The sequence below is a fragment of the Pantoea sp. NPDC088449 genome (assembly GCF_044753225.1).
Taxonomy (GTDB): domain Bacteria; phylum Pseudomonadota; class Gammaproteobacteria; order Enterobacterales; family Enterobacteriaceae; genus Pantoea; species Pantoea floridensis.
In genome coordinates this window covers 516,860-541,561 of sequence record NZ_JBIVMT010000001.1, presented here as the reverse complement: position 1 = coordinate 541,561, position 24,702 = coordinate 516,860, and the positions used below count along the sequence as shown (strand labels likewise).

At 55.5% G+C, this 24,702-nt stretch carries 20 protein-coding genes; 8 read left to right on the top strand and 12 right to left on the bottom strand.

The window, feature by feature from the left end; all coding sequences use genetic code 11:
• Positions 1-72: 72 nt before the first annotated feature.
• The 5 genes from gsiD to ACIP6T_RS02555 form a co-directional block, all read right to left on the bottom strand.
• Complete coding sequence (gsiD, locus tag ACIP6T_RS02575; RefSeq protein WP_097094414.1) at positions 73-978, bottom strand: glutathione ABC transporter permease GsiD; 906 nt, start codon at positions 976-978, stop codon at positions 73-75.
• Positions 979-988: 10 nt separating this feature from the next.
• Positions 989-1,909 carry a glutathione ABC transporter permease GsiC gene (gene gsiC / locus ACIP6T_RS02570; RefSeq protein ID WP_097094415.1) on the bottom strand — a complete coding sequence of 307 codons (921 nt, stop codon included), beginning with the start codon at positions 1,907-1,909 and terminating at the stop codon, positions 989-991.
• Between the two features lie 49 nt (positions 1,910-1,958).
• Positions 1,959-3,494, bottom strand: coding sequence for a glutathione ABC transporter substrate-binding protein GsiB (gene gsiB / locus ACIP6T_RS02565; RefSeq protein WP_097094416.1), 1,536 nt, complete (start codon positions 3,492-3,494; stop codon positions 1,959-1,961).
• A 63-nt stretch (positions 3,495-3,557) separates the two neighbouring features.
• Positions 3,558-5,414, bottom strand: coding sequence for a glutathione ABC transporter ATP-binding protein GsiA (gene gsiA / locus ACIP6T_RS02560; protein ID WP_097094417.1), 1,857 nt, complete (start codon positions 5,412-5,414; stop codon positions 3,558-3,560).
• Positions 5,415-5,423: 9 nt separating this feature from the next.
• On the bottom strand, positions 5,424-6,389 hold the full coding sequence (locus ACIP6T_RS02555) for an isoaspartyl peptidase/L-asparaginase family protein (RefSeq protein ID WP_400455213.1): 966 nt from the start codon (positions 6,387-6,389) through the stop codon (positions 5,424-5,426).
• A 359-nt stretch (positions 6,390-6,748) separates the two neighbouring features.
• Here ACIP6T_RS02555 and moeA point away from each other — a divergent pair, with 359 nt between their 5' ends.
• Positions 6,749-7,984, top strand: a complete 1,236-nt coding sequence (gene moeA / locus ACIP6T_RS02550) for a molybdopterin molybdotransferase MoeA (RefSeq protein WP_345829910.1) — start codon at positions 6,749-6,751, stop codon at positions 7,982-7,984.
• A 5-nt stretch (positions 7,985-7,989) separates the two neighbouring features.
• Complete coding sequence (gene moeB, locus ACIP6T_RS02545) at positions 7,990-8,736, top strand: molybdopterin-synthase adenylyltransferase MoeB (protein ID WP_400455211.1); 747 nt, start codon at positions 7,990-7,992, stop codon at positions 8,734-8,736.
• A 176-nt stretch (positions 8,737-8,912) separates the two neighbouring features.
• On the opposite strand, the gene ACIP6T_RS02540 is transcribed toward moeB, so the two are convergent.
• A complete protein-coding gene (locus ACIP6T_RS02540; RefSeq protein WP_097094421.1) occupies positions 8,913-10,364 on the bottom strand; it encodes an FAD-binding oxidoreductase in 1,452 nt (483 codons plus the stop codon).
• 39 nt (positions 10,365-10,403) lie between these two features.
• Complete coding sequence (locus ACIP6T_RS02535; RefSeq protein WP_400455209.1) at positions 10,404-11,189, bottom strand: SDR family oxidoreductase; 786 nt, start codon at positions 11,187-11,189, stop codon at positions 10,404-10,406.
• A 382-nt stretch (positions 11,190-11,571) separates the two neighbouring features.
• Here ACIP6T_RS02535 and ACIP6T_RS02530 point away from each other — a divergent pair, with 382 nt between their 5' ends.
• Positions 11,572-12,849: a nitrate/nitrite transporter gene (locus ACIP6T_RS02530; RefSeq protein ID WP_097094423.1), complete on the top strand. Its 1,278-nt coding sequence runs from the start codon at positions 11,572-11,574 to the stop codon at positions 12,847-12,849.
• 2 nt (positions 12,850-12,851) lie between these two features.
• The gene (locus tag ACIP6T_RS02525) at positions 12,852-14,297 is read left to right on the top strand and encodes an FGGY-family carbohydrate kinase (RefSeq protein ID WP_400455207.1); all 1,446 of its coding nucleotides are present in this window, start codon (positions 12,852-12,854) and stop codon (positions 14,295-14,297) included.
• Here the strand turns inward: ACIP6T_RS02525 and ACIP6T_RS02520 are convergent.
• Both ACIP6T_RS02520 and ACIP6T_RS02515 read right to left on the bottom strand, forming a co-directional pair.
• Positions 14,294-14,866 carry a glycerol-3-phosphate responsive antiterminator gene (locus ACIP6T_RS02520; RefSeq protein ID WP_345826999.1) on the bottom strand — a complete coding sequence of 191 codons (573 nt, stop codon included), beginning with the start codon at positions 14,864-14,866 and terminating at the stop codon, positions 14,294-14,296. The genes ACIP6T_RS02525 and ACIP6T_RS02520 overlap by 4 nt on opposite strands.
• Positions 14,867-14,884: 18 nt before the next feature.
• Complete coding sequence (locus ACIP6T_RS02515) at positions 14,885-15,802, bottom strand: LysR substrate-binding domain-containing protein (protein WP_345827000.1); 918 nt, start codon at positions 15,800-15,802, stop codon at positions 14,885-14,887.
• Between the two features lie 223 nt (positions 15,803-16,025).
• Here ACIP6T_RS02515 and ACIP6T_RS02510 point away from each other — a divergent pair, with 223 nt between their 5' ends.
• Genes ACIP6T_RS02510 through ACIP6T_RS02495 form a run of 4 tightly spaced genes read left to right on the top strand, consistent with a single transcriptional unit; the run spans position 16,026 to position 20,396 of the window.
• A complete protein-coding gene (locus ACIP6T_RS02510; RefSeq protein ID WP_400455205.1) occupies positions 16,026-17,390 on the top strand; it encodes an MFS transporter in 1,365 nt (454 codons plus the stop codon).
• A 12-nt stretch (positions 17,391-17,402) separates the two neighbouring features.
• A complete protein-coding gene (fae, locus tag ACIP6T_RS02505; RefSeq protein WP_097094428.1) occupies positions 17,403-17,903 on the top strand; it encodes a formaldehyde-activating enzyme in 501 nt (166 codons plus the stop codon).
• 14 nt (positions 17,904-17,917) lie between these two features.
• Positions 17,918-18,979, top strand: a complete 1,062-nt coding sequence (locus tag ACIP6T_RS02500; RefSeq protein ID WP_400455203.1) for an aldo/keto reductase — start codon at positions 17,918-17,920, stop codon at positions 18,977-18,979.
• Entirely contained in the window at positions 18,957-20,396 is a 1,440-nt protein-coding gene (locus tag ACIP6T_RS02495; protein WP_400455202.1) for an NAD-dependent succinate-semialdehyde dehydrogenase, read from the top strand. The genes ACIP6T_RS02500 and ACIP6T_RS02495 overlap by 23 nt, the downstream gene beginning before the upstream one ends.
• Positions 20,397-20,467: 71 nt before the next feature.
• Here the strand turns inward: ACIP6T_RS02495 and ACIP6T_RS02490 are convergent, their stop codons facing one another.
• The 3 genes from ACIP6T_RS02490 to ACIP6T_RS02480 form a co-directional block, all read right to left on the bottom strand.
• Positions 20,468-22,060: an ABC-F family ATPase gene (locus tag ACIP6T_RS02490; RefSeq protein ID WP_345827002.1), complete on the bottom strand. Its 1,593-nt coding sequence runs from the start codon at positions 22,058-22,060 to the stop codon at positions 20,468-20,470.
• A gap of 295 nt (positions 22,061-22,355) precedes the next feature.
• Positions 22,356-22,757 (bottom strand): H-NS family nucleoid-associated regulatory protein, encoded by a 402-nt coding sequence (locus ACIP6T_RS02485; RefSeq protein ID WP_097094432.1) that lies wholly within the window; start codon positions 22,755-22,757, stop codon positions 22,356-22,358.
• 414 nt (positions 22,758-23,171) lie between these two features.
• Positions 23,172-24,701 carry an efflux transporter outer membrane subunit gene (locus ACIP6T_RS02480; RefSeq protein ID WP_400455199.1) on the bottom strand — a complete coding sequence of 510 codons (1,530 nt, stop codon included), beginning with the start codon at positions 24,699-24,701 and terminating at the stop codon, positions 23,172-23,174.
• Between the last annotated feature and the right edge of the window lies 1 nt (position 24,702).

The following is a 24,702-nucleotide window of genomic DNA, read 5'->3' as shown; positions in this document are numbered from 1 at the left end:
CGATGCAGGTATTGTGCGGCTGAAATCAGCACGTTTTTGTAGGGTCGTCATTCATGGCGACCCAATCTCACATCAAGTTTTCAGTTTCGGATCGAGCGCATCACGCAAACCATCGCCCAACAGGTTAAACGCCAGTACGGTGAGGAAAATCGCCAGGCTGGGGAAAATCGCCACGTGCGGCGCAATCACCATATCGGCGCGCGCTTCATTGAGCATCGCCCCCCACTCAGGCGTAGGCGGCTGCGCGCCCAACCCGAGAAATGACAAGCTCGCCGCAGTGATAATCGAAGTACCGATTCGCATGGTGAAATAGACCACAATCGACGACACCGTGCCGGGTAAGATATGGCGCATGATGATGGTCCAATCCGACGCGCCAATACTGCGCGCCGACTCAATATAGGTTTGATGTTTCAGCACCAGCGTATTGCCACGTACCAAACGGGCAAACGCCGGAATGCTGAAAATCGCCACCGCGACAATGACATTGCTCATGCCGCTGCCCATGATCGCCACCACCGCAATCGCCAGCAGAATGCCGGGAAAGGCAAACAGCACGTCACAAATACGCATGGTGATACGATCCCACCAGCCTTCGTAATAGCCCGCCAGCAAACCCAACACCGTGCCAATCAGCGCGCCAATCGCCACGGAGAAGAAGCCCGCAATCAGCGAGATGCGCGTTCCCACCAGCACGCGACTGAAGATATCGCGCCCCAGCGAATCGACGCCAAACCAGTGCATCAGCGACGGTCCTTCATTCAGCCGGTCGTAATCAAAATAGTTTTCCGCATCAAACGGCGCAATCATCGGCGCAATAAACGCCACCACAATCAGCAGCAGTACAAACAGTCCGGCCAGCAGCGCCACATGTTGCCGGCGAAAGCGCCGCCAGAATTCACGCCACGGCGTGCGCACCCGGTTTTCGGTGATGGTCGGCAGAGTTTTTAATGCCGCGGCACGTCGCCAGTTCTTCAATTGCGACTCCTTACTTGTAGCGAATTGCCGGGTTGATTGCCGCGTACAGCACATCGACAATCAGGTTAATCAGGATGAACTCCAGCGAGAACAGCAATACTTCGGCCTGAATCACCGGGTAATCGCGCATCTCTACCGAATCCACCAGCAAGCGGCCTAAGCCAGGCCAGTTGAACACCACTTCCACCACAATTGAGCCGCCCAGCAGGAAACCGAACTGCAGGCCCATCATGGTTACCACCGGAATCATCGCATTACGCAGGCCATGTTTTACCACCACCAGCGATTCGCGTACCCCTTTGGCGCGCGCGGTGCGCATATAATCTTCCTGCATCACCTCCACGAACGAGGCGCGGGTGAAGCGCGCCATCACCGCCGCCACCGCGGCACCCAGCGTGATTGACGGCAAAATGTAGTGTTTCCAGCTATCTGCGCCCACGGTCGGTAACCACCCGAGTTCGACGGAAAACACCTGCATCAGCAGCATGCCGAGCGCAAACGCCGGGAACGAGATGCCCGACACCGCCAGCGTCATACCGATACGATCCGGCCAGCGATTGCGCCATACCGCGGAGGTAATGCCAATCGCCATACCGAAAATGACCGCCCACACCATACTGCTCAGCGTCAGCCATAGCGTAGGGAAAAAGCGCGCGGCAATTTCATCAATCACTGGACGCTTCGAGACCAGCGAATGACCGAAATCGCCCTGCACCGCATTGAGCATGAAGTGCCAGAACTGTTTGATCAGCGGCTGATCGAGGCCGAGATCCTGACGCACCAGCGCCACTACCGAGGCATCCGCTTCCGGGCCAGCAATCAGGCGCGCCGGATCGCCCGGCAGCAGGTGAACAAACAGAAATACCAGCACCGCAACAATCAGCAGCGTGGGAATCAATCCCAGTAATCGTTTGAGAAAATAGTTGAGCATGCAAAGTCCTGCGCAGCATCGGCCAGCCCCGCAGGGCTGGCCGCGTCTGTTACTTCAGATCGGCCTCATCAAAATTGAATGAGGTATCGGGCATGACATAAAAACCGCTGAGGTTTTTATTGTTGGCAGACAGCAGTTGCTCGACCACCAGTGGGATCCACGGATGATCGTTCCAGATGCGATCCTGCGCGTCTTTATACAGTTTGGCCTTCTGATCGCGATCGGTGGTTTTCAGCGCATCGGCGAGATCTTTATCCACCTGCGGATTGCTGTAGAACGCGGTGTTAAAGATCGCTGGCGGCCAGGACGTCGTGGCGAACAGCGGCGTCAGCGCCCAATCGGCTTCACCCGTTGAAGCGGACCAGCCGGTGTAGAACATGCGCACACCGCTCTCTTTCTGCCCTTTGCTCTCTACTTCAGCCGCGCGCTGACCGGCATCCATCGCCGTCACCTTCACCTTCACGCCCACCTGCGCCAGCTGCTGCTGAGTGAACTGCAGCACTTTCTGCGCGGTGCTGTGGTTATGCGATGACCACAAGGTGGTTTCGAAGCCGTTCGGGAAGCCGGCTTCTTTCAGCAATTCACGCGCTTTAGCCGGATCGTATTTGATCGCCGGATAGCTCTGGGCAAAGTCGATGGTTGGCGGCACGATGCCGGTAGCTGGCGTGGCGTAACCGGCAAAGGCCACTTTCGCCAGCGCCTGACGGTTAATCGCGTACTCCAACGCTTCACGCACTTTCGGATTATCAAACGGCTTTTGCGTGACGTTGAGGCTGATATAGCGCTGCATGATCGACGGCGTGGTCACCACATCGAGCTTGCTGTTGCCTTGCAGCAGTTTGGCCTGCTCAAAGGGTACCGGGAAAGCAAAGCTTGCTTCACCGGTTTGCAGCATTGCCGCGCGGGTGTTGTTATCCACCACCGGACGCCAGGTAATGCTATCCAGCTTCGGATAGCCTTTTTTCCAGTAGCCATCCCACTTCTTCACTTTCACGAAGTCGGTCTGATTCCAGGTATCAAAGGCAAACGGGCCGGTACCCACCGGATGGAAGCCAATATCCTTGCCATATTTCTTCAACGCGGTCGGTGAAATCATCACCGCCGCCGGGTGCGCCAGGTTGTTGATGAAGGCTGAGAACGGCTGTTTCAGGGTGATCTTCACCGTGCTCGGATCAACTACTTCGGTAGTGGCGATATATTTGAACAGGTTATAGCGCTTGAGGTGGTTATCCGGATTGCTGGCGCGATCGAGGTTAACTTTCACCGCTTCGGCATTGAAATCGGTGCCATCCTGGAATTTCACGCCGGAACGCAGTTTGATGGTGTACGTCAGGCCATCGCTGCTCGCCTGATAGCTCTCCGCCAGTACGTTGGTCAGCTTCATGTCTTTATCAAAGCCGAATAAGCCCTGATAGAAAGACTTCGCTACCGCCTGCGACAGCGTATCGTTGGCATCGTAAGGATCGAGCGTGGTAAAGGTTGAGGCCACCGCAATCACCGCATCTTTCGCCGCCCACGCGGGCAGCGCCAGCGCCGAACTCAACAAACCGGCAGTGATAACCCCTTTTCGCATAATATGGTGCATCGTTATCGTTCTCCTGTAATCCCTGTCATGCGCGACATCCAAAGATGTGCGGTTATTTGCTGCTCAGGCGCCGCTAATTGCGTGGCGGGCAACAAAATGGCCCGGTGCCACTTCCAGTAAGGGCGCCACTTCCGGCTCATCACCCAGCGGGCGAATCGGGCTGGGGATCTCATCCACCATCAGCGCCCGCTCACGATGCCGGTGGGCCGGATCGGCCACCGGCACCGCGGCCATCAGTTTTTTGGTGTAAGGATGACGCGGCTGTTCGAACACGGCCTGGCGCGGTCCCATCTCCACAATCTGTCCAAGATACATCACCGCCACGCGATGGCTGATACGTTCTACCACCGCCATATCGTGCGAGATAAATAAGAAGGCGATACCAAATTCGCGCTGCAAATCGAGCATCAGGTTGATGATCTGCGCCTGAATTGACACATCCAGCGCCGACACCGATTCATCGGCAATCACCACTTTGGGATTGAGCGCCAGCGCACGCGCAATGCAGATGCGCTGCCGCTGCCCGCCGGAAAACTCGTGCGGATAGCGCTGCGCATGTTCCGGCAGCAGGCCAACACGTTCCAATAGCCAGGCGACGCGCTTCTCCGCCTGACGGCGATCCATGGTTTGATGCACCAGCAGCGGTTCCATAATGGAAAAACCCACGGTTAACCGCGGATCGAGTGAGGCGTACGGATCCTGAAAGATAAACTGAATATCACGGCGCAGCGACGCCAGCGCATTGCCCTGCAACGCATCAATGCGCTGGCCATCAAAGGTAATCGTGCCGCCCTGGCTGGCTACCAGCCGCAGCAGTGAACGTCCGGTAGTAGATTTACCACAGCCGGATTCGCCCACCAGCGCCAGCGTTTCACCGGCGTAAAGATCGAAACTGACTTTCTCCACCGCGTGAACGCGACGCTTCACGCGATTGAGCAACCCGCCGCGAATATCGAAACGCGTAACCAAATCACGGACCTGTAAAATCGGCGGTCGATCGTGGCGTACCGTATCCTGCGGTGCAGCAATTTCTTCGCGACCGTTAGCATGCAGTAAGGGAAATTTTGCCGGTAACGGCTGGCCGTGCATGGCGCCGAGCTTTGGTACCGCCGCCAGTAATGCGCGGGTATACGGCTGCTGCGGATCGGCAAACAGCTGCTGCACCGACGCGCGCTCTACTACATCGCCGCGATACATCACCTGCACGCGATCGGCCATCTCCGCCACCACGCCCATATCATGGGTGATGAAAATCACCCCCATCTGCATCTCTTTTTGCAGCACGCGGATCAACTGCAGAATTTGCGCCTGAATAGTGACGTCGAGTGCGGTGGTGGGTTCGTCGGCAATCAGCAGCGCCGGTTTACACGACAGCGCCATGGCAATCATTACGCGCTGTCGCATGCCGCCCGAGAGTTGATGCGGATAGCGTGATAACACATTTTGCGCTTCGGGAATGCGCACCAGATCGAGCATGCGCCGCGCTTCCGCCAGCGCCTGTTGGTGGCTTTTGCCCTGATGCAAACGGATGGATTCCGCAATCTGCTCGCCCACGGTAAAAACCGGGTTAAGCGAGGTCATCGGCTCCTGAAAAATCATCGCCATATCAGCGCCGCGCACCTTGCGCATCTGACCGCTGGAAGCGCGCATCACATCCAGCACGTCGCCATTACGGCGACGTAGCTGGATTTCACCGCTCACCTCGCCACCGGCCTGCTGAATTAAACGCATCAGCGCCAGTGAGGTGACGGATTTGCCCGAACCCGATTCACCCACCAGCGCCAGCGTTTCACCGCGATGCAGGTCGAGCGACAGGTTGCGCACCGCTTCGGTAATGCGTCCTTCATGCTCAAAGCGCACGTTAAGATCGCGCACCGCCAGAACCTGCTCCGGCGCAAACTGCAGCTGTTGGTCCGTCATGCCTGCTCCTTAGCTGTCGCGGTAGATCGCTACCTCAACATCGCCATCAACATAGGCGAATCCGCGATACATACCTTCGCTGTTAAACGGCAGCGCGACATTACCTGCGGCATCCACCGCAATCAGCCCGCCGCTGCCGTCCAGTTCCTGCACTTTGTCGTGAATGACATTGGCGGTGGCCTGCTGCAGCGAGCGTCCGGCGTAGTGCATCTGCGCCGCCACGTCATAGGCGGCGAGCGTACGGATAAACACTTCACCGGTGCCGGTACAGGAGACAGCAACGCTGTCGTTACTGGCATAGCAGCCCGCGCCGACCAGCGGTGAGTCACCAACGCGCCCGGCCTGTTTATTGGTCATACCGCCGGTGGAAGTGGCGGCTGCCAGATTACCCTGAAGATCGAGCGCGACTGCGCCAACCGTACCGAATTTGCGATCCGGATCCAGCGGATCGTCGCTGTGACTGCTTGCTTCGCCGTCGTGATCGAGCACCATCTGCTGGCTGTGCAGCGCGCGCTGCAGCTGTTCCCAGCGCTCCGGCGTGGAGAAGTAATCGGCCTCAACCGGCGTTAAGCCCTGTTCTGCGGCGAACGCTTCTGCGCCAGCACCAATAAACAGAACGTGCGGACTGTTTTCCAGCACCATACGCGCCGCCAGGATCGGATTGCGGATATGGCTGACGCCCGCCACGGCACCCACGTCCCGCGTGCGGCCATCCATGATGCTGGCATCCAGTTCGTGGCTGCCCTGATGCGTGAAGACCGCCCCTTTACCCGCGTTGAACAGCGGGCACTCTTCCAGCAGGCGTACGGCTTCTGTCACCGCATCCAGCGCACTGCCGCCAGCCGCCAGAATCTGCTGGCCGGCGGTAACGATTGCGTTCAGTTGTTGACGATAGTGCTGCTCTTTTTCGGCGCTCATTGCCGCACGCGTAATCGCGCCCGCGCCGCCGTGAATTGCGATAACTGCTCTGGCCATAACCGGTACCCTGTAAAGGAATCAGAACCAAAAACACTGATTTAGAATGGTTTTCATCTTTTTTTGGCAATTTTCGACTATAGAAAGCCCCCCTCATCTTGTAAAGCAGAAACTGCCTTCACGGTCATAACCTTTTATTGTGGATTATGCTTTTTTGGTCGCTATGTGTTTATTAGCTGCATAGTTGCAAACCAAGACAAGCGATATCACAGATCGCACGCATCGTAGCGACGCAATTTATTGCGCGATAAATCGCGCCGCTGCGGAATGTGCGGTGAATGAGTAACGTGCGCGCTCGCTTAACGGCCACGCATTACCCATAATAGACCGCATCTGAAATTAACCAGGCAGAGATGGACATGGAACCTTTTACCGCAGGATTAATCTCCCTCGAAGACGCGCAGCAAAAGATGCTGCAGCAGTTAACGCCCATTAGCGATTCGCTCAACGTTTCGCTGTTTGAAGCCGCCGGGCGCATCACGGCTAAACCGATTAACTCACCGCTCGATGTGCCCTCTTTTGATAACTCAGCCATGGACGGTTACGCCGTTCGTCTGGCGGATAGCGCACCCGAGCGCCTGCTGCCGGTTGCCGGCAAAGCGTTCGCCGGTGCCCCCTTTAACGGCGAGTGGCCAGCGGGCAGCGTGATTCGCATTATGACCGGCGCGCCCATTCCCGCCGGGTGCGATGCCGTGGTCATGCAGGAGCAAACTGAGCAGCGCGATGGTGGCATTGTCATTACCGCGCCCGTGCAGCGGGGCCAGAATATCCGTCGCATCGGTGAAGATATCCAGGCAGGAAAACAGGTTCTCGACGCTGGCGTACGCCTCGGCGCCGCTGAACTGCCGCTGCTGGCCTCTCTCGGCATCGCCGAAGTGAATGTGCTGCGCAAATTGCGCGTCGCCATTTTCTCTACCGGCGATGAATTGCAGGCCGTTGGCCACCCCCTGGCTGCGGGTCAGATATACGATACCAACCGTTTTACCGTGGCATTGATGCTCAATAAACTCGGCTGCGAAGTGATCGACCTGGGTGTGATTGCCGACGATCAGGCTGCGCTGCGTAATGCCTTTACTGAAGCCGATCGTCAGGCCGATGTGGTGATCAGCACCGGCGGCGTGTCGGTCGGCGAAGCCGATTTCACGCGGTCGATGTTGGAAGAGCTCGGCGCTATTACCTTCTGGAAGCTGGCCATCAAGCCGGGCAAACCCTTTGCCTTTGGACGGCTGGCAAACAGCTGGTTCTGCGGCCTGCCGGGAAATCCGGTCTCTGCGGCAGTGACGTTCTATCAGCTGGTACAGCCGCTGCTGGCGACGCTGACCGGGCAAACCACGCGCATCATGCCGCTGCGCCAACGCGCGCGCGCCACGCAGCGTTTGAAAAAGTCGCCGGGTCGTCTCGATTTCCAGCGTGCGATTCTCAGCCGCGGTGATGACGGCGTGCTGGAAGTCCGCAGCACCGGCGCGCAGGGCTCACACGTATTCAGTTCGTTTGCATTGGCTAACTGTTTTGTGGTGCTGGAGCGCGATCGCGGCGATGTGGAAGCCGGCGAATGGGTGGAGGTTGAAGCCTTTAATAGTCTGCTGGAGGGCTAGTGCACATGGAGCTGAGTGATGAAGAGATGCTGCGCTATAACCGCCAGATCGTGCTGCGCGGCTTCGATTTTGACGGCCAGGAGATACTTAAGGCTGCATGCGTGTTGGTCGTCGGGCTGGGCGGACTGGGCTGTGCAGCCGCACCTTATCTGGCCTCGGCGGGTGTAGGCCATCTCACGCTGCTCGATTTCGATACCGTCAGCCTGAGTAACCTGCAGCGCCAGATTCTGCACAGCGATGCAAAAATTGGCGTGACGAAAGTAGCCTCCGCGCAGCAGCAGCTGGCGGCCATCAATCCCCATTGCCAGCTGGAAGCGATTGATGCTCAGCTGGATGATGCACAGCTAAGCGCACTTATCGCACGGCACCACGCGGTGGTGGATTGCACTGACAACGTTACTACGCGCGAGCAGATCAACCGTCTCTGTTTTCAGCACAAGGTGCCGCTGATTTCTGGGGCAGCGATTCGTATGGAAGGTCAGCTGAGCGTATTTACCTGGCAACCCGGCGAGCCCTGCTATCGCTGCATCAGCCGTTTATTCGGCGATCAGGTATTGAGCTGTGTCGAAGCGGGCGTAATGGCACCGCTGGTGGGTATCGTCGGGGCTATGCAGGCGATGGAAACCTTAAAGGTGCTGACTGGATTTGGCACCCCCGCGAGCGCGAAGTTGCTGATGTACGACGCAATGAGTGCAGAATTTCGCAGCATGAACGTGGCGCAGGATACGCATTGCGAGGTTTGCGGTAAATAAGTCGCCAGACATGGCGTAATGCCGCTCACCTAAGCAAAAAAATGCCTTTTTATGCAGGTGCGCATGAATGCGCACCCTACGAAAACCCGGCGATATCCACGTAGGCTCACCATTGATGGTGACCGGTTTACGCTTAACTGACGAGCATTACGCCATTCATAGCGACTCGCTCATCTTTATTCCTGCGGGAAAATGGTGCCTTTATTCATAATTCCATTCGGATCGAAAGCGGTTTTCAGCGCCTGCAAAATGGGCCATGCGCTGCCGTGCTCCTCTTTCGCCCACTGTACGCGATGTTTACCAATGCCGTGATGATGCACCATGGAGCCACCCAGCTTCAGCGTCTCTTCCACAATCATGCCGTTCAGCGGTACATGATATTTCGCCATCTCCTCTTCCGGGCGGCAATCCACCACGTTGTAGTCATAGACAAAATACATATTGGTACCATTGATATAGCTATGTGAGGAGTGTCCACCGAGCATGGTGATATCTTTCGCATGCGGAAATTCAGTACGGATGCGTTTTAGTACGTTTTCATAAATCGCGTTGATGGTTGACCAATCTCCCGACACCTCCGTGGTGAAGCCCATATTCCCGGTACGCAAGATGACGTCGCGCTCGGCCTGCACTTTGTCGGGTCCCCAGTTGAGATTTTCGAACCAGTTCTGAATCAGCGTGCTCTCGACCGGCTGACACGCTTTGTGTTGCGCCACTATCGCTTCAATCCCTTTGCCCGTCGCTTCACTGATGCCGCGCGTCCCTTCTGCCATAAATATCAGAACGCACTTATTCTGCGAGAAGTGGCTAAAGTGCTGATTGGCATCTTCCGGATCGTACAGACGCGCAATCGAAGGGCGATAACCTTCAACCATCACTTCGCGCAGGATTGAGAAGCCGGTTTTCATTGAATCAAGCAGATAACCATAGAAGCGGTTGTTCTCTGGCTGGTATTTGAACATCTTCACCGTGACCTCGGTGATGAAGCACAGCGCGCCTTCATTACCAATGATCACATGACGGATATCCGGCCCCGCCGCGCGACGTGGCACATTTTTGATGCGAGTGATATCACCATTGGGGAATACCGCTTCCAGACCAACGACCATATCCTCAATCGCACCGTATAACGTTGAGAATTGACCAATGCTGCGTGTTGCCACCAAACCGCCCATCTGCGCCAGCGGTTTGGACTGCGGCGAATGACCGGTGGTATAGCCCTGCGCGCGCAGCTGATTCTCCAGTACCTCCAGCGTCACGCCGCACTGCGCGGTAACCTGCATGTTTTCAATGTCGATCTTGATGACCTTATTCATGCTGGACCCGTCCAGCACCACAGAATTCGGTGCCGCCGTTTCTAATCCCCCTTCGGTGGCAGAGGCGCCGGTGCGTGGCACACCATTGATCTGGTGACGATTCATAAACGCCAGCACATCCGCGACCTGCTGCGTATTTTGCAACTTCACCACCGCCGCAGGAATCGGCATGGTATAAACGCCGTGAATATCGGCATATTTACGAAAACGGTCATGGCTGCTGCGGCGTAACTCTGCCTCATCGGTAATAATCTGCTGCGGGCCAGCGATCTCTTTTAACTGCTCGACAATGGCTTCACGTGAAAGCGTCATAATATATTCCTCTAAATCTTCAAGTATCACGGGTATAAATTAACGAACCCGATATCCACCATCGACCACCAATAAATGGCCGTTGACATAATCTGATGCACGACTGGCTAAATAGACCATCGCCCCCATTAAATCCTGCGTATTTCCCCAGCGATTAGCGGGAATATGATCCAGTACGCGCTGATTAGTAACCGGATTACTGCGCGTCGCCTGCGTAATAGGCGTGGCGTAATAACCGGGAGCAATCCCGTTGACCTGAATATTGTGTTGTCCCAACTCATCACAATAGGCTTTGGTTAAGCCGGCAATAGCATGTTTAGTGGCCGCATAAGCGGGCGATCCTTGCCCACCCAGCCAGGAAAAGAGGGAACAAATATTAATAATTTTACCGTGCTTTTGCGGCACCATTATTTTCGCGGCCTGATGGCTCATTTCAAATGCCGCGGTAAGATTTACCTGGATCATCGGATCCCAATCCGCGCGATCAAATTCCAGCACGGAATTCAGCTTACAGATCCCAGCATTGTTCACCAGAATATCCAGTTGACCCAATCGCTCCAGACACTCCGCGACAATGCGCGCCGGTTCACCGGCCTGAGTGATATCGGCCTGCATGAATTCGGCACGCACACCACAATTTTCAATCAGTTGGCGTGTTTCCGGATTCGCAGCGGCGAGGTCAGGAATAAACACATTGGCGCCGGCTTTGGCCAGCGCCACGGCAAATGCCTGGCCTAATCCGCTGTTGCCACCGGTGACAATCGCGCTTTTTCCATGCAACCCAAAGAAGTCGAGAGAAAAACTCTCCAGCGCTTCCGTCGTCATTATTAACCTCCTGGCTGAATAACGGGCAATAAAAAAGGAGAAAAGCAAGCTCCTTCGCGGTGAAGCGAAGAAGTTACTTTTCTCCTAATCTCGAGTAACTGTTAATTACGCTAACATGGGCTTTTCTAAATTTAAAGCGATCGCCATCACAAAATTCCGGCAGAATAAAAATCATAAAAAATGCTGGGATTTTATTAAGCGAAATAAGAAAAAGCTGAAATATCCACTTCCTTTTAATTTGTGATTTTCTTCACAACACCTTTCTCGGCTGCCGTGTTAAAAATGCCGTCCGTTACTGTCTGAGACGAAGAGAAAAGTAACTTTCCACGAAAGTGGAGAGGACGCTTTTCTCTTTTTTTTGTTTTTAATTTGGGGATCGAAGATGCAAACTCAAAATATTACCCGCTGGTTAACGTTGGCGGTAATTAGCATCAGCGGCGGCATTAGCTTCGACCTGGCCTATTTACGCTACATTTATCAGATTCCGATGGCAAAATTCATGGGCTTTTCGAATACTGAAATCGGTATCATTATGAGCACCTTTGGTATCACCGCTATTTTGCTGTACGCGCCTGGCGGCATTATTTCCGATAAGTTTTCGCACCGAAAAGTCATGTCCGGTGCGATGATCGCCACCGGCCTTCTGGGTGCTGTGATGGCAACCTATCCGCCGCTGTGGGCAATGTTGTTAATTCAGGTTGCCTTCGCCATTACCACCATTTTGCTGCTGTGGGCGGTCTCAATCAAAGCCGCATCGTTACTCGGCACGCGTGATGAGCAAGGCAAGATCATGGGCTGGATGGAGGGGCTGCGTGGGGTTGGCGTCATGGGGCTGGCGCTGTTTACCGTATGGGTCTTCGCGCAGTTTCATCCCGACGATCCGAACAGCTTAAAGGCGGTCATTCTGATCTATAGCGGTACCTACATTGCACTCGGGATCGCCTGCTGGTTTCTGGTGAGCGATGGTTTTGTACCCGATGAGCAGGAAGAAACTTCGGCCTTTAGCCTGCAGCACGCGCTGCAGGTGTTGAAAATGCCGACCACCTGGTACTGCAGCATGATCATCTTTGGCGTGTATACCATCTACGCCATTCTCAGCTACTCCACCAACTATCTCTCTGAAATCTATGGTATGTCTCTGGTGGCGGCAAGCTATATGGGCATCATTATCAACAAAGTGTTTCGCGCTATCTGCGGCCCGCTTGGCGGCATGGTCACCAGCTACAGCCGCTGGCGTTCACCTACGAGAGTGATCCAATTTTTCGCCGCGATCTGCCTTGTCGTGGTGGCACTGTTATATATGGTCACGCGGACACCCGTGAGCCTGGCGCTGGCGATTGGTTTAATCCTGCTGATGGGATTTACCTGTTACGCCTCACGTGGCCTTTATTTTGCCTGCATCGGCGAAGTGAATACGCCAAAACAGATTCTTGGCACCACCATTGGCATCTGCTCGGTGATCGGCTTCTTGCCAGATGTGTTTGTCTATCCCATCGTTGGCTACTGGCAGGACGCATTGCCTCCCGCCCTCGCCTATCGAAATATGTGGGTGATGGGCGGCATTGCCAGCCTGATGGTGTTGCTGTTTACCGCATTATTGATGGGTCAGATTAAGCGGATAAGCCCCGCCGCCAGCACCGCGCCAGTAAAAGGAGTGTAACTATGTCAGCGCGTTATTTAATGGGAATTGATGTCGGTACCCAAAGTGCCAAAGTGGTGATCTTCCACACTCATGGCGACGTGATGTGCAGCGCGCAGCAGCCGCTTCGCACGCTGGAAATTCCACAGCCGAACCGTGCGGAGCATCCGGATGACGATCTCTGGACAGCGGTGCAGCAGGCGTGTCGCGCAGCCATGGCTCGCTTTCATCAGCTGGGCGGCCAGGATCATCAGCTGCTGGCCGCCGGATTATGCGTCATTCGTTGCTGTCGCGTATTAATGCGTGCCGATGGCGAACTGGCATGGCCGGTCATCAACTGGATGGATGCGCGTCTTAATCAGCCTTATCAGCATGCCGATGAATACGGTAGCGTGCGCTGGGTGACCACCACCTCAGGTTACATTACGCACCGTTTAACCGGCCAGACGCAGGATACCAGCGCCAACTACATTGGCTGGTGGCCGATGGACGATCTCCGCCAGGATTGGGATGCCGGTAAAATGGCGGCGTGTAACCTGCAGCGCGCTCAGCTGTTCGACGTGGTGCGGCCGGGCGAAATCCTGGGTGAGGTCACCTCGGCCGCCGCGCAGGCCAGTGGATTGCCCGCGGGGTTACCGATTATCGCCACCGCGCATGATAAAGCGGTAGAAGCTTTGGGTTCCGGGGCGCTGGCAGGCGGTGAAGCGCTGATATCACTCGGCACCTACATTGGCGCAATGGTACATGGCGACGCAGAACCGCGCAGCAGCGATCGCTTCTGGCCCTTCCAGGCCGCGCTGCCGGGACGGTTTCTTTATGAATGCATGGGCGTGCGGCGTGGCATGTGGACCGTCAGCTGGTTCCGCGATCAATTTGGTGCCGCTGCGGTACAGGATGCGCGCGATAAGGGCGTGGATATCGAAAGCCTGCTCAGTGCTGAGGCCAGCACGGTGCCGCCTGGCAGTGATGGCTTGATCACCCTGCACGACTGGGCCGCGCCAGCAGAAGCTCCCTGGCGCAAGGGCGCCATCATCGGTTTTGACGGACGCCACACGCGGGCGCATCTGTTCCGTTCGCTGCTCGAAGGCATTGTACTGACGATGAAGAACCATGTGGATCCGATGATGCAAGCCCTTGATCGACCGTTAACGCAACTGGTGATTTCAGGTGGTGGTGCTAACAGCGATCTGTTTATGCAGCTGTTTGCTGACATCTTTGGTGTCCCGGCACGGCGCAATGCCATGCGCAGCTCGGCGGCGATTGGCTGCGCCATCAATGCCGGTATGGCCGTTGGGGTTTGGCAGAATTATCAGGATGCCGTGGCGGCGCTTGTGAAACCGGGCGAGACCTTTACGCCAGATGCTCGCCATCATGCGCATTATCAACGGCTTAACCAGCAGGTTTATCAGCAGCTGCACGCGGTACTCGATCCGCTGCTTCAGCGCTTAAGCCCGCTGGCTAACGTTTAGCGCCGCTGCGCCAGCGGCCAAACGCTGGCGTTGGTGGTAGACACCGCCAGCGCCCCGGCCGCCAGCGCCAGTCGCGCATCTTCTTCATCACACACCAGACCGCCCGCAATAATTGGCTGGCTGATGCGTTCAGTGATCCAGCCCAGCACTTTAGGCATACAGCCAGGCAGGATCTCCACGATATCCGGAGACGACTGCGCCACCTGTTTATCGATGTTATTGAACGAGATGGAATCCAGCACAAATAGGCGGTGAATAGCCCAAAAACCATGCTGACGCGCTGCTTTGAGCATCGCCGGTTTCGTGCTGATGATGCCGTCCGCCTGGGTGACGATTTTCAAAAACTGGATGACCACTTCCTGACGCGAGCTGCCTTCCAGCAGATCGACATGAACGAAAGCGATTTTCCCGGCCTGTTTGATCTGGCCGACGATGCGTCCAATGTTGCAAATATTGCCATAGAGCACCGAGACCACCTGACAGGGTGAATCAAGCGCCAGTTGCAGGCTCTGAGCATCCTTTACCGCTGCCACCACTGGCGCGTTCTTTAACAAATCAATTAACTCCACTGCACACCACCCTTTCGTTTAAAGCGTAAGACTGGCCGCTGGCATCGCAGCGGTAAAACGCTGCATCTCCGCCAGCAACCAGTCGCGAAATACCGTGACGCGCGGCAGCGTTTGCTTGCCGCCCGGCACTTCCAGCCAGTAGCCATTGGCGCTGGAGAGCAAATGGGGCGATACCAGCGCCAGCACGCCACTGTTAAGTTCATTGCGCACCATCGCACGATCGAGCACCGCGTAACCGGCGCCGGTCACACAGGCATTGATCACCTGATCCTGCGTGCTAAAAGCCAGCCCGTTATCTTCCAGCGGCGGGGCTGCACCGCACGCCTGATACCAGCGCGACCAGTTATCCAGACGGCTGTCGCCATTCAGCACGTGCAGCTGCGGCATCAGGCTGATCTCTGGCCACAGGCCATCCAGCATCAACAGCGGACTGCCCACCAGCACCAGCGTTTCATGGCACAGCCACTCACCGGTGGTGCCCGCCGCGTGCGCTTCCTCCTGCGATCCAAAGCGAATGGCGCAATCGAAATCGCTGTATTTCTGGCGCGCCTCACTGATCAGCATAATTTGCAGCTGGCGATGCTGTTGCCGCAGCGTAACCAGGCGCGGGGCCAACCAGCGGGTGGCAAAAGTAGGCGCAACCTGCAGACGCAGATGCTGACGCGGATTGTGCTGCTGTACGTTGCGCACCCCCTCCTCCAGCAGATCCAAAGACTGGCGTACCACCGGCAGCAGCTGGATCGCTTCTGGCGTAAGCAGCAAACCGCTGTGGCTGCGCACGAACAGATCCTTACCTAGAAAGGTCTCCAGCTGCCGCATCTGCCGGCTGGCGGCACTTTGCGTCATGAACAACGCATCGGCAGATTTACTGAAACTCAACGTGCGGCAGGTCTCTTCAAACAGTCGCAACATACTGAGAGAAGGTAATTTTCTCATCCCTGCCTCCGGCAGACATGGCAGCAAAACAGAGCGCCAATCTAATCACAGCCCTTACTAACACGGAGAACCGACATGCAATTTTATGAGTGCAATCACAGGAAATTGCGGAATAGGGGTATGACTTTTTCGCACTGGCCTGCCCCTTAAGCAAGTGTCACAGTAATTTCTCATCCAGATAACAATAAAATAACAACCATCTCTCCCCGAAGGAGGAAGGAACATGACGCAAACGACTCTGATGGATGATGTACCCTTAAATCGCTTTCACCTGAAAATCACCGGGCTGACGTTTGGCGCCCATCTTACTGATGGCTACATTCTCGGTTCGGTTGGCTTCGCGCTGACGCAAATGACGCCGCAGATGGCCCTGACCCCGTTCTGGCAAGGCATGATCGGCAGTTCAGCGCTGCTAGGCCTGTTTCTCGGCAGCCTGATTTTGGGCTGGATCGCCGATACCGCCGGTCGCCAGAAGATCTTCTGCTTTAGCTTTATCCTTATTACGCTGGCATCCGGTATGCAGTTTTTCGTCGAGTCGGCAGAACAGCTTTTCCTGTTACGCATGCTGATCGGCTTTGGGCTCGGCGGAGACTTCGCCGTGGGCCACACCATTCTGGCTGAATTTGCACCACGCAAACATCGCGGCGTGCTGCTTGGCGCGTTTAGCGTGCTGTGGACTGTCGGCTACGTGGCGGCAAGTTTTGTCGGCCATCTGGCGCTGCAAACCGACGCAGAAGGTTGGCGCTGGCTGCTGGCATCGTCGGCGCTGCCCGCCTTTGCCATTTTGCTGCTGCGTATTGGTACGCCAGAATCACCGCGCTGGCTGCTGCGGCGCGGCCGTCGAGACGAAGCAGTGAAAATTGTGCATCGCCTTTTCGGCCCAAACGTCACGCTCCAGGAGGAGCGCCAACAGACCCAGGATGGCAGCCTGAGCGCCCTGTTCCGTCCGCGCTATCGCCGCCGCACCGCATTTAACTGCCTGTTTTTTGTTTGCCTGGTGATCCCCTATTTCGCCATCTACACCTTTCTGCCGGCCATTTTGCGCCAGATGGGACTGGATCAGGGCTTCGCAACCGATCTGCTGCTGAGCGGCCTGCTGCTGGTTGGTGCCGTGCTTGGCATTGTGTTGACCGCGCTTTGTTCTCGCCGCGGTTTCCTGATTGGCTCATTTGTGTTTCTCGCGGCTTGCCTACTGCTTCTGAGCCTGCTGCATAACAGCGCAGGCATCTGGCTGATTGTGCTGTTTGCCGCTTTCACGCTGGTGATGTCGGCGGTAAGCAATCTGGTTGGCGTCTTCCCGGCCGAGAGCTTCCCCACCGATGTTCGCTCCCGTGGCGTAGGCTTCGCCACGTCAATGAGTCGACTCGGCTCGGCCGTGGGTACGCTGCTGCTGCCACTTGCCATCGTCAATTATGGCATTGCCGGCACCATGGCGCTGCTGGCCGCCATTCTGGTTCTGGGTGCGCTGGTGTCCATTGCCTGGGCGCCGGAAACCAAAGGGTTGACGCTCACCGATGCGTCGCAGGAAACGCCACCGGCTGAGCCTACGCTCAATCCCCCCCCTTCAACTTCAACGCAACATCTGTAACGAGAGGCAATGATGGAAATGTATATCGGTGAAGGCTTCGCAGGCGACGGCGTAAATGCCTCACACATCAATATCATGATTGGACCGCGCAATGGCGTGGTGGGCCAGGCGTTCGCCACGAGTCTGGCCACACCATCGCAGGGACATTGTCCGTTTATGGTGGTGATCAAACCCAACGTCCCCGCGAAACCCATGACGCTGTATGTCAACAAAGCGGCCATCGACAGTGATTTACACGGCAACGCCACGTGGGGCGCATCGCAAGCGGCAATTGCGAAAGCGGTCACCGAAGCGCAGCTGCAGGGCACGCTGCCGCCGGAAGCCGAAGATGAGTGGTGCATCGTTACAGCCAACTGGGTCAATCCCGGCTGTAGCGATCTGGATGAAGTGTTCGCCAATAATTATCGCGCCTGCACGGTGGCGATTGCGGCGGCGATGGAGAAACTGCCGGGGCGTCAGCAGCTGATCCGCGCGTTGCCCGAGCTGGGCAATCCATTCTATTCCCCGAAGTGACAGGAGTTGCAGCCATGGAATATATCAAACTGGGCCACAGCGGTTTACAGGTATCACGCCTCTGCCTCGGTACCATGAACATGGGCAGTAAAAACTGGAAACCGTGGATTTTCGACGAAGCGCAAAGCGAGCCTATCATTCGCCACGCGCTGGAAAAGGGCATCAACTTTATCGATCTGGCGGACTTCTACTCCAGCGGTGCGGGTGAAGAAGTGGTAGGCCGCGTACTTAAACGCCTCGCCCAGCGCGATGAGCTGGTGCTGACGACCAAAGTCGGGTATCCGCTGGGCGGTGGTCAGAATAATCAGGGCCATTCACGTAAGCACATTCTCGATAGCATCGACGGCAGCCTGCGCCGCCTCGGCACCGATTATGTCGACATCTACATGCTGCATTATTTCGACGTGAATACCCCGATTGAAGAGACCTGGGAGGCGATGAACAGCATCGTGCGCAGTGGTAAAGCGCGTTATGTGGGTGTCTCCACCATGTATTGCTGGCAACTGGCGAAGATTCTGTGGTGCTGCGAGCGCAACGGCTTCGTCAAGCCAATCAATATGCAGCTACAGCTTAACTGCGCCTACCGTGAAGAAGAGCGCGAGATGATGCCCTTCTGTCGCGATCAGGGACTGGGCGTGTCGGTGTTCAGCCCGCTGGCGCGCGGCTTACTCAGCGGCGATGTGCAATCCGTGCGTAATCAAACCGACTTCTTCACTCGCGAAATGTACGCCGACGAAACCTCGTTGCAGATTGCAGAATCGGTGGCTCGCGTGGCCGCCGCGCGCGGTATGTCGAGTGCGCAGATTGCGCAAGCGTGGGTGCTGTCTCATCCCGGCGTTGATGCGATGCTGGTGGGAGCCGATAGCGTCGCCCAACTCGATAGCGCCATTGCGGCATTACATACCCCGCTGGATAGCGAGGAGCGTTTTGAACTGGAACGCAATTATACGCCTTGCGATCTCATCAACGATTACACCGCAGGAAAACGCATCGCGCGCCATAGCCGCGCAGCACGCACCCTGTTTGCCAATCCCGATCTGCAAGGAGTTTCGCATGACAACATCACTGCTGCGTAGCGGCTGGTATTGCAATGGACAATGGCTGGAGAGCGATCGTACTTACGAAGTGACCAACCCCGCCGATGACACCCGGGTGGCGCAGGTCGCCTGCGTGGGTGCAGCAGAGACCACGCGCGCCATTGAGGCCGCCGCCGCCGCCCTGCCCGCCTGGCGGGCGCAGACGGCCAAAGCACGCGCCGCTATTTTGCAGCGCTGGTATCAGCTGATCGTCGAAAACCAGGAAGCGCTGGCCCAATTAGTGGTGCAGGAACAGGGCAAAGTGCTGGCAGAAGCGCGTGGCGAAGTGCTGTATGCCGCCAGTTTTATTGAGTGGTTTGCCGAAGAAGGCAAACGGGCCAACGGCAAAACGATTCCCACCACCAAACCGGGCAACCTGATCCTGACGCTGAAACAGCCGGTGGGCGTTGTCGCCGCGATTACGCCGTGGAATTTTCCGCTGGCGATGCTCACGCGCAAACTCGGTCCAGCACTGGCTGCTGGCTGTACCGCCGTTGTAAAACCGGCCAACGAAACGCCGCTTTCGGCATTTGCTCTGCTGGTACTGGCAGAACAGGCTGGCGTGCCGCCGGGCGTGTTGAATGCAGTCAGCGGCGAAACGGTGGAGATTGGTCATACGCTAACCCATAGCGATGTGGTGCGTAAGATATCGTTCACCGGCTCGACAGCGGTGGGCAAGTTACTGATGCGTGATGCGGCGAGTTCGGTGAAAAAACTCTCGCTCGAGCTCGGTGGCAACGCGCCCTTTATTGTGTTTGATGATGCCGACCTTGATGCTGCAGTGGAGAGCGCAATGGCGGCGAAATTCCGCAACAGCGGCCAAACCTGTATCTGCGTGAATCGCTTTTACCTGCAGGATGGGATCTACGATCGCTTCGTCACCCGGCTGGCTGATGCGGTGAGTGCGTTGAAGGTCGCGCCCGGCCTGACACCCAACGCGCAGCAGGGACCGCTTATCCATCATCGTGCTGTCGAGAAGGTTGAAGCACATGTGCAGGATGCATTGCAGCAGGGAGCGCGTCTGGTTTGCGGTGGAGAACGCCATGCGCTGGGTGGCAATTTTTACCAGCCAACGGTGCTAGCCGATGCGAATGAAAATATGCGTTTGGCACAGGAGGAGACCTTTGGTCCGGTGGCCGCGTGTTTCCGTTTCAGCACGGAGGAGGAAGTCATTAAGCGCGCGAATAACACACCTTATGGGTTGGCCGCTTATCTATTTACCCGCGATCTGGCGCGTGCGCTGCGCGTTACACCGCAGCTGGAGAGCGGAATGGTCGGGGTGAATGAAGGCATGATATCCACCGAAGTGGCGCCGTTTGGCGGCGTGAAAGCCTCGGGTCTGGGACGCGAAGGTGCGGACATTGGGCTGGAGGAGTATCTGGAGACCCAGTATGTGAATATTGGGCAAATCGGTTAACGCGTTTATCGGGTTAAGAGGCGATAATTCAATAGCCAGGTGCGCATCTCTGCGCACCTGGCTATTACGGTTTACACAATACCCTGACTGCGCAGGTAATCTTCATAGTTGCCGGTGAAGTCGACAATACGATCACCTTTCATCTCCATTACGCGCGTAGCCAGCGAGCTGACAAACTCACGGTCATGCGAGACGAAGACCAACGTACCTTCATACATCTCAAGCGCCATGTTGAGCGACTCAATCGATTCCATATCAAGGTGGTTAGTCGGTTCATCCATAATCAGGATGTTCGGCTTCTGCATCATCAGCTTGCCAAACAGCATGCGGCCCTTCTCACCACCTGACAGCACCTTAGCGGGCTTGTTGATCTCATCATGCCCAAACAGCAGACGCCCCAGAATGCTGCGCACCGCCTGCTCGTCATCGCCTTCCTGCTTCCACTGGCTCATCCAGTCGAACACCGTCAGATCATCGGCAAAATCTTCCGCATGATCCTGTGCGTAATAACCAATACGCGCATTCTCAGACCATTTCACCGTGCCGTTATCGGGTGCCAGTTCACCCACCAGCGTTTTTAACAGCGTGGTTTTACCAATACCGTTGGCACCCAAAATCGCTAATTTTTCGCCGACTTCTAGCATCAGGTTAAGTTTATTAAACAGCGGGCCGTTATCAAAACCTTTGGTCAGCGCTTCGACTTCCAGCGCATTACGGAACAGCTTTTTATCCTGATCAAATCGGATAAACGGGTTTTGACGGCTGGATGCTTTTACCTCTTCCAGTTTAATTTTATCAATCTGCTTGGCACGCGAAGTCGCCTGACGCGATTTAGAGGCGTTGGCGCTGAAGCGACTCACAAACGATTGCAGATCGGCAATTTGCGCTTTCTTCTTCGCGTTATCTGATAATAAACGTTCACGCGATTGGGTCGCCGCGGTCATATATTCGTCATAATTACCCGGATAAACGCGCAGCTCACCGTAATCCAGATCGGCCATATGCGTACAAACCATATTCAGGAAATGGCGGTCATGCGAAATGATGATCATGGTGCTGTTACGTTCGTTGAGCACTTGCTCCAACCAACGAATGGTATCTATATCCAGGTTGTTGGTCGGTTCATCGAGCAACAAAATATCTGGATTGGCGAATAATGCCTGTGCTAACAGCACACGCAATTTCCAGCCTGGCGCAATTTCACTCATTGGGCCGTAATGCTGCTCCACAGGAATGCCAACGCCCAGTAATAATTCGCCGGCACGTGATTCAGAACTGTAACCATCCATCTCGCCGTATTCGACTTCCAGGTCGGCCACTTTATAGCCTTCCTCTTCGCTCATTTCTGGCAAGGCATATATACGATCGCGCTCTTGCTTCACCGCCCACAATTCATTGTGGCCCATGATAACGGTATCCAGCACACTATATTGCTCAAAGGCAAATTGGTCCTGGCGTAACTTACCGATACGCTCATTCGGATCGAGGGAAACATTTCCACCCGTCGGCACCAGGTCGCCGCCCAGTATTTTCATAAAGGTAGATTTACCGCTGCCGTTCGCACCGATTAAACCGTAACGATTACCGCCGCCAAATTTAACGGAGATATTTTCGAACAGCGGCTTACTGCCGAACTGCATGGTGATATTGCTGGAAACTAACACGGCATTGACCTTTGTTACGCAGTGGAGGAAAAAACAGCGGGCATTATGCCAGAAGCGGGCACCTGGGCGCTACCTCTGCGCCTGAAGCAGAGGGCGTAATCCACTGAACGTGTTGAGCTGATACACAAAATAATTCGCGTTACCGTAGATGAGTCGCCGGGGGCTTGCAGCAGTAAGCAACAGGGGCGAGCATCGGCAGCTAACGCAGCTGCAATGTGAAGAATAAAGTGAATTAAATAAATAAAAAAAGCCGAAGACATTTGCCTTCGGCTCCCACTTACAAGGATTGTGCGGATTATTTGATCAGGAAAGTATCCAGGCTCTTACCGGAATCCAGCGCTTTCTTAATCGCTGCTGGAGTACGGCCCTGGCCAGTCCATGATTTTACTTCACCGTTTTCGTCGGTGTAAGAATATTTTGCTGGACGTGGTGCACGCTTAGCGCGTTTTTTACCAACTTCTAAAGCGCCCAGTAATTCGTTCGGGTCAATGCCATCAGCCAGCAGCATTTCGCGATATTTAGACAGCTTCTCTTCTTTTTCGCGGTTCTGCGCTTCTTCTGCATGAACTTCGTCACGACGCTCGGTCACAACAACGGTTAATTTTTCCAGAATTTCTTCCAGATCGGTCAATGGCAGCTCACGAGCTTGCGCACGTAATGTGCGAATGTTGTTCAGAACTTTAAATGCATCACTCATCACAATGTCCTTGCTTAAGGGGTTAAATAAACTGTAGTGGCAAGATTACCTAATTCAAATAAAAAAATAAATTAATTTTATAGCCTGGATTAATCTGAAGTCGCTTACATATTACTTACGTTGAGGGTTATGCCGACGAGGTTGGCTTTAATTAACCATGAATTAACACGCCTCTTTTGTTGCTTAAGCAGAACTGGAATCGATTTCAAACCAATATTCCCAGGTTATAAACAACCATTTAGCTACTATTGCGCGCTGCAGCATAAGTGAGCATAAAGGTAAAAAAGGATTAATGGTGTAACGGAAAACCCCATGATATAGGCGTTTATTATATTGCGGAGGATGAGAGAGAAATCTCATTTTTTTTCGTTGCGGTGAAAAAAAGCCGGTGGTTAACCGGCTATCAAACAAAAATTAATGCACTTCCGTTGCGGGACCAAACACAGAATAGTCGGGAAGGTCGACGTTTTGATAAGGCTCCCAGCCGCCGCCCAGCGCTTTATATAACGCCACCAGATCAAGCGCACTTTGCATCCGCGCCTGCGTCGATTGCGCTTTAGCCTGCGCCAGCTGACGCTGTGCATCTAACACATCAAGGAAGGTTGAGATGCCCTGGCGATAACTGTCGCTGGCAAGATCGAAGGCGCGTTGCAGTGCACCTGTGGTCTCATCCAGCGCGATGACCTGTTGCTGATCGGCGCGATAGCTCACCAGCGCATTCTCAACATCCTGCAGCGCGGTTAACACCGTTTGGCGATAGTCCAGCGCCGCATTTGCCTGCTGAGCGCGCGCCAGTTTAACGCTGGAGACTAAACGCCCGCCCTGGAAGATGGGAATCGAGAGTGACGGCCCAACGCTGAAGAAGTGGCTGCTCCAGTCATCCAGATAGCTGGCATCGGTGTTGCGCACACCGAGCTGCCCGGTGAGCGAAAGGCTTGGGAACAGATCGGCCACCGACACGCCAATATTGGCCGTTTGTGCATGCAGCGTAGCTTCCGCCTGACGAATATCCGGACGGCGCCGCGCCAGCGTAGAAGGAATACCGACCGGCACCATTTTCGGCAACGCGGGCAGCGGTTTTTCCGACATTAACTCGTTATCCAGCGCCCCCGGCGTTTTGCCCAGCAGCACTGCCAGGCCGTTCATCGCCTGTAACTGCTGCGCCTGGTATTGCGGCAGCTGCGCGTTAAGCGAGGCTAACTGTGCCCGGGCATTTTCCACATCCGTGGTGGGCGCCAAACCGTTCCTCTGCTGGCTTTGCGTCAGTTCCCAGGTTTGCTGCGCCACCGCAATCTGTTGCTGCAAGGTCGTTAACACCGCCTGCGAACCACGTAACTGGAGATAGGCACGCGCGACTTCGGCTTCCAGTGAAACCAGCGCATCGTTACGCTGCTCGATAGCCGCCTGCTGTTGTGCGTCCGCCGCTTCCATCTGGCGACGAACTTTGCCCCATAAATCGAGCTCCCAGCTGGCATCAAAACTGCCCTGATACAAGGTGACCGAGTGATCTAATCCATTCAGTTGATTAGCAACATCGCTGTCCACCTGATCGTAAACGCCGTTCGACTTCAGCAGGCCTTTTAATCCCAACTGCTGCCGCGTGACTTTTGCCGAGCCGTTAAGCGAGGGGAATAACCCTCCGCGCGCTTGCGCCAGCTGTTCGCGTGCGCCGGCAATGCGCAACACGGATTGCTGCAGCGTTAAGTTACCGGCAATGGCGCGCTCAATCAGGCTGTCCAGCTGCGGATCGTTAAAGCTTTTCCACCACAGCGGATTGGTCGCTGCCGCCAGCGGCTTTGACGCCTGTTGTGAAGGTAAGTCATGGTAACCGCCCGGCGTATGCGCCTGCGGTGGCTGATAATCCGGCCCAACGGCGCAACCGGCCAGCAGCAATGACAGCGCCAGCAACGTCAGCGACGGCTGAAATCGCGAAAACTTGTTCATT

Bases quoted from the DNA above. Each gene is read 5' to 3' on its own strand.
- gsiB (WP_097094416.1), bottom strand. From the start codon at position 3,494: ATGCACCATATTATGCGAAAAGGGGTTATCACTGCCGGTTTGTTGAGT.
- ACIP6T_RS02515 (WP_345827000.1), bottom strand. From the start codon at position 15,802: ATGAGAAAATTACCTTCTCTCAGTATGTTGCGACTGTTTGAAGAGACC.
- ACIP6T_RS02530 (WP_097094423.1), top strand. From the start codon at position 11,572: ATGCAAACTCAAAATATTACCCGCTGGTTAACGTTGGCGGTAATTAGC.
- ACIP6T_RS02535 (WP_400455209.1), bottom strand. From the start codon at position 11,189: ATGACGACGGAAGCGCTGGAGAGTTTTTCTCTCGACTTCTTTGGGTTG.
- gsiA (WP_097094417.1), bottom strand. From the start codon at position 5,414: ATGACGGACCAACAGCTGCAGTTTGCGCCGGAGCAGGTTCTGGCGGTG.
- ACIP6T_RS02540 (WP_097094421.1), bottom strand. From the start codon at position 10,364: ATGACGCTTTCACGTGAAGCCATTGTCGAGCAGTTAAAAGAGATCGCT.
- ACIP6T_RS02510 (WP_400455205.1), top strand. From the start codon at position 16,026: ATGACGCAAACGACTCTGATGGATGATGTACCCTTAAATCGCTTTCAC.
- ACIP6T_RS02525 (WP_400455207.1), top strand. From the start codon at position 12,852: ATGTCAGCGCGTTATTTAATGGGAATTGATGTCGGTACCCAAAGTGCC.
- ACIP6T_RS02485 (WP_097094432.1), bottom strand. From the start codon at position 22,757: ATGAGTGATGCATTTAAAGTTCTGAACAACATTCGCACATTACGTGCG.
- ACIP6T_RS02555 (WP_400455213.1), bottom strand. From the start codon at position 6,389: ATGGCCAGAGCAGTTATCGCAATTCACGGCGGCGCGGGCGCGATTACG.
- moeA (WP_345829910.1), top strand. From the start codon at position 6,749: ATGGAACCTTTTACCGCAGGATTAATCTCCCTCGAAGACGCGCAGCAA.
- ACIP6T_RS02500 (WP_400455203.1), top strand. From the start codon at position 17,918: ATGGAATATATCAAACTGGGCCACAGCGGTTTACAGGTATCACGCCTC.
- gsiC (WP_097094415.1), bottom strand. From the start codon at position 1,909: ATGCTCAACTATTTTCTCAAACGATTACTGGGATTGATTCCCACGCTG.
- ACIP6T_RS02495 (WP_400455202.1), top strand. From the start codon at position 18,957: ATGACAACATCACTGCTGCGTAGCGGCTGGTATTGCAATGGACAATGG.
- moeB (WP_400455211.1), top strand. From the start codon at position 7,990: ATGGAGCTGAGTGATGAAGAGATGCTGCGCTATAACCGCCAGATCGTG.
- ACIP6T_RS02480 (WP_400455199.1), bottom strand. From the start codon at position 24,701: ATGAACAAGTTTTCGCGATTTCAGCCGTCGCTGACGTTGCTGGCGCTG.
- fae (WP_097094428.1), top strand. From the start codon at position 17,403: ATGGAAATGTATATCGGTGAAGGCTTCGCAGGCGACGGCGTAAATGCC.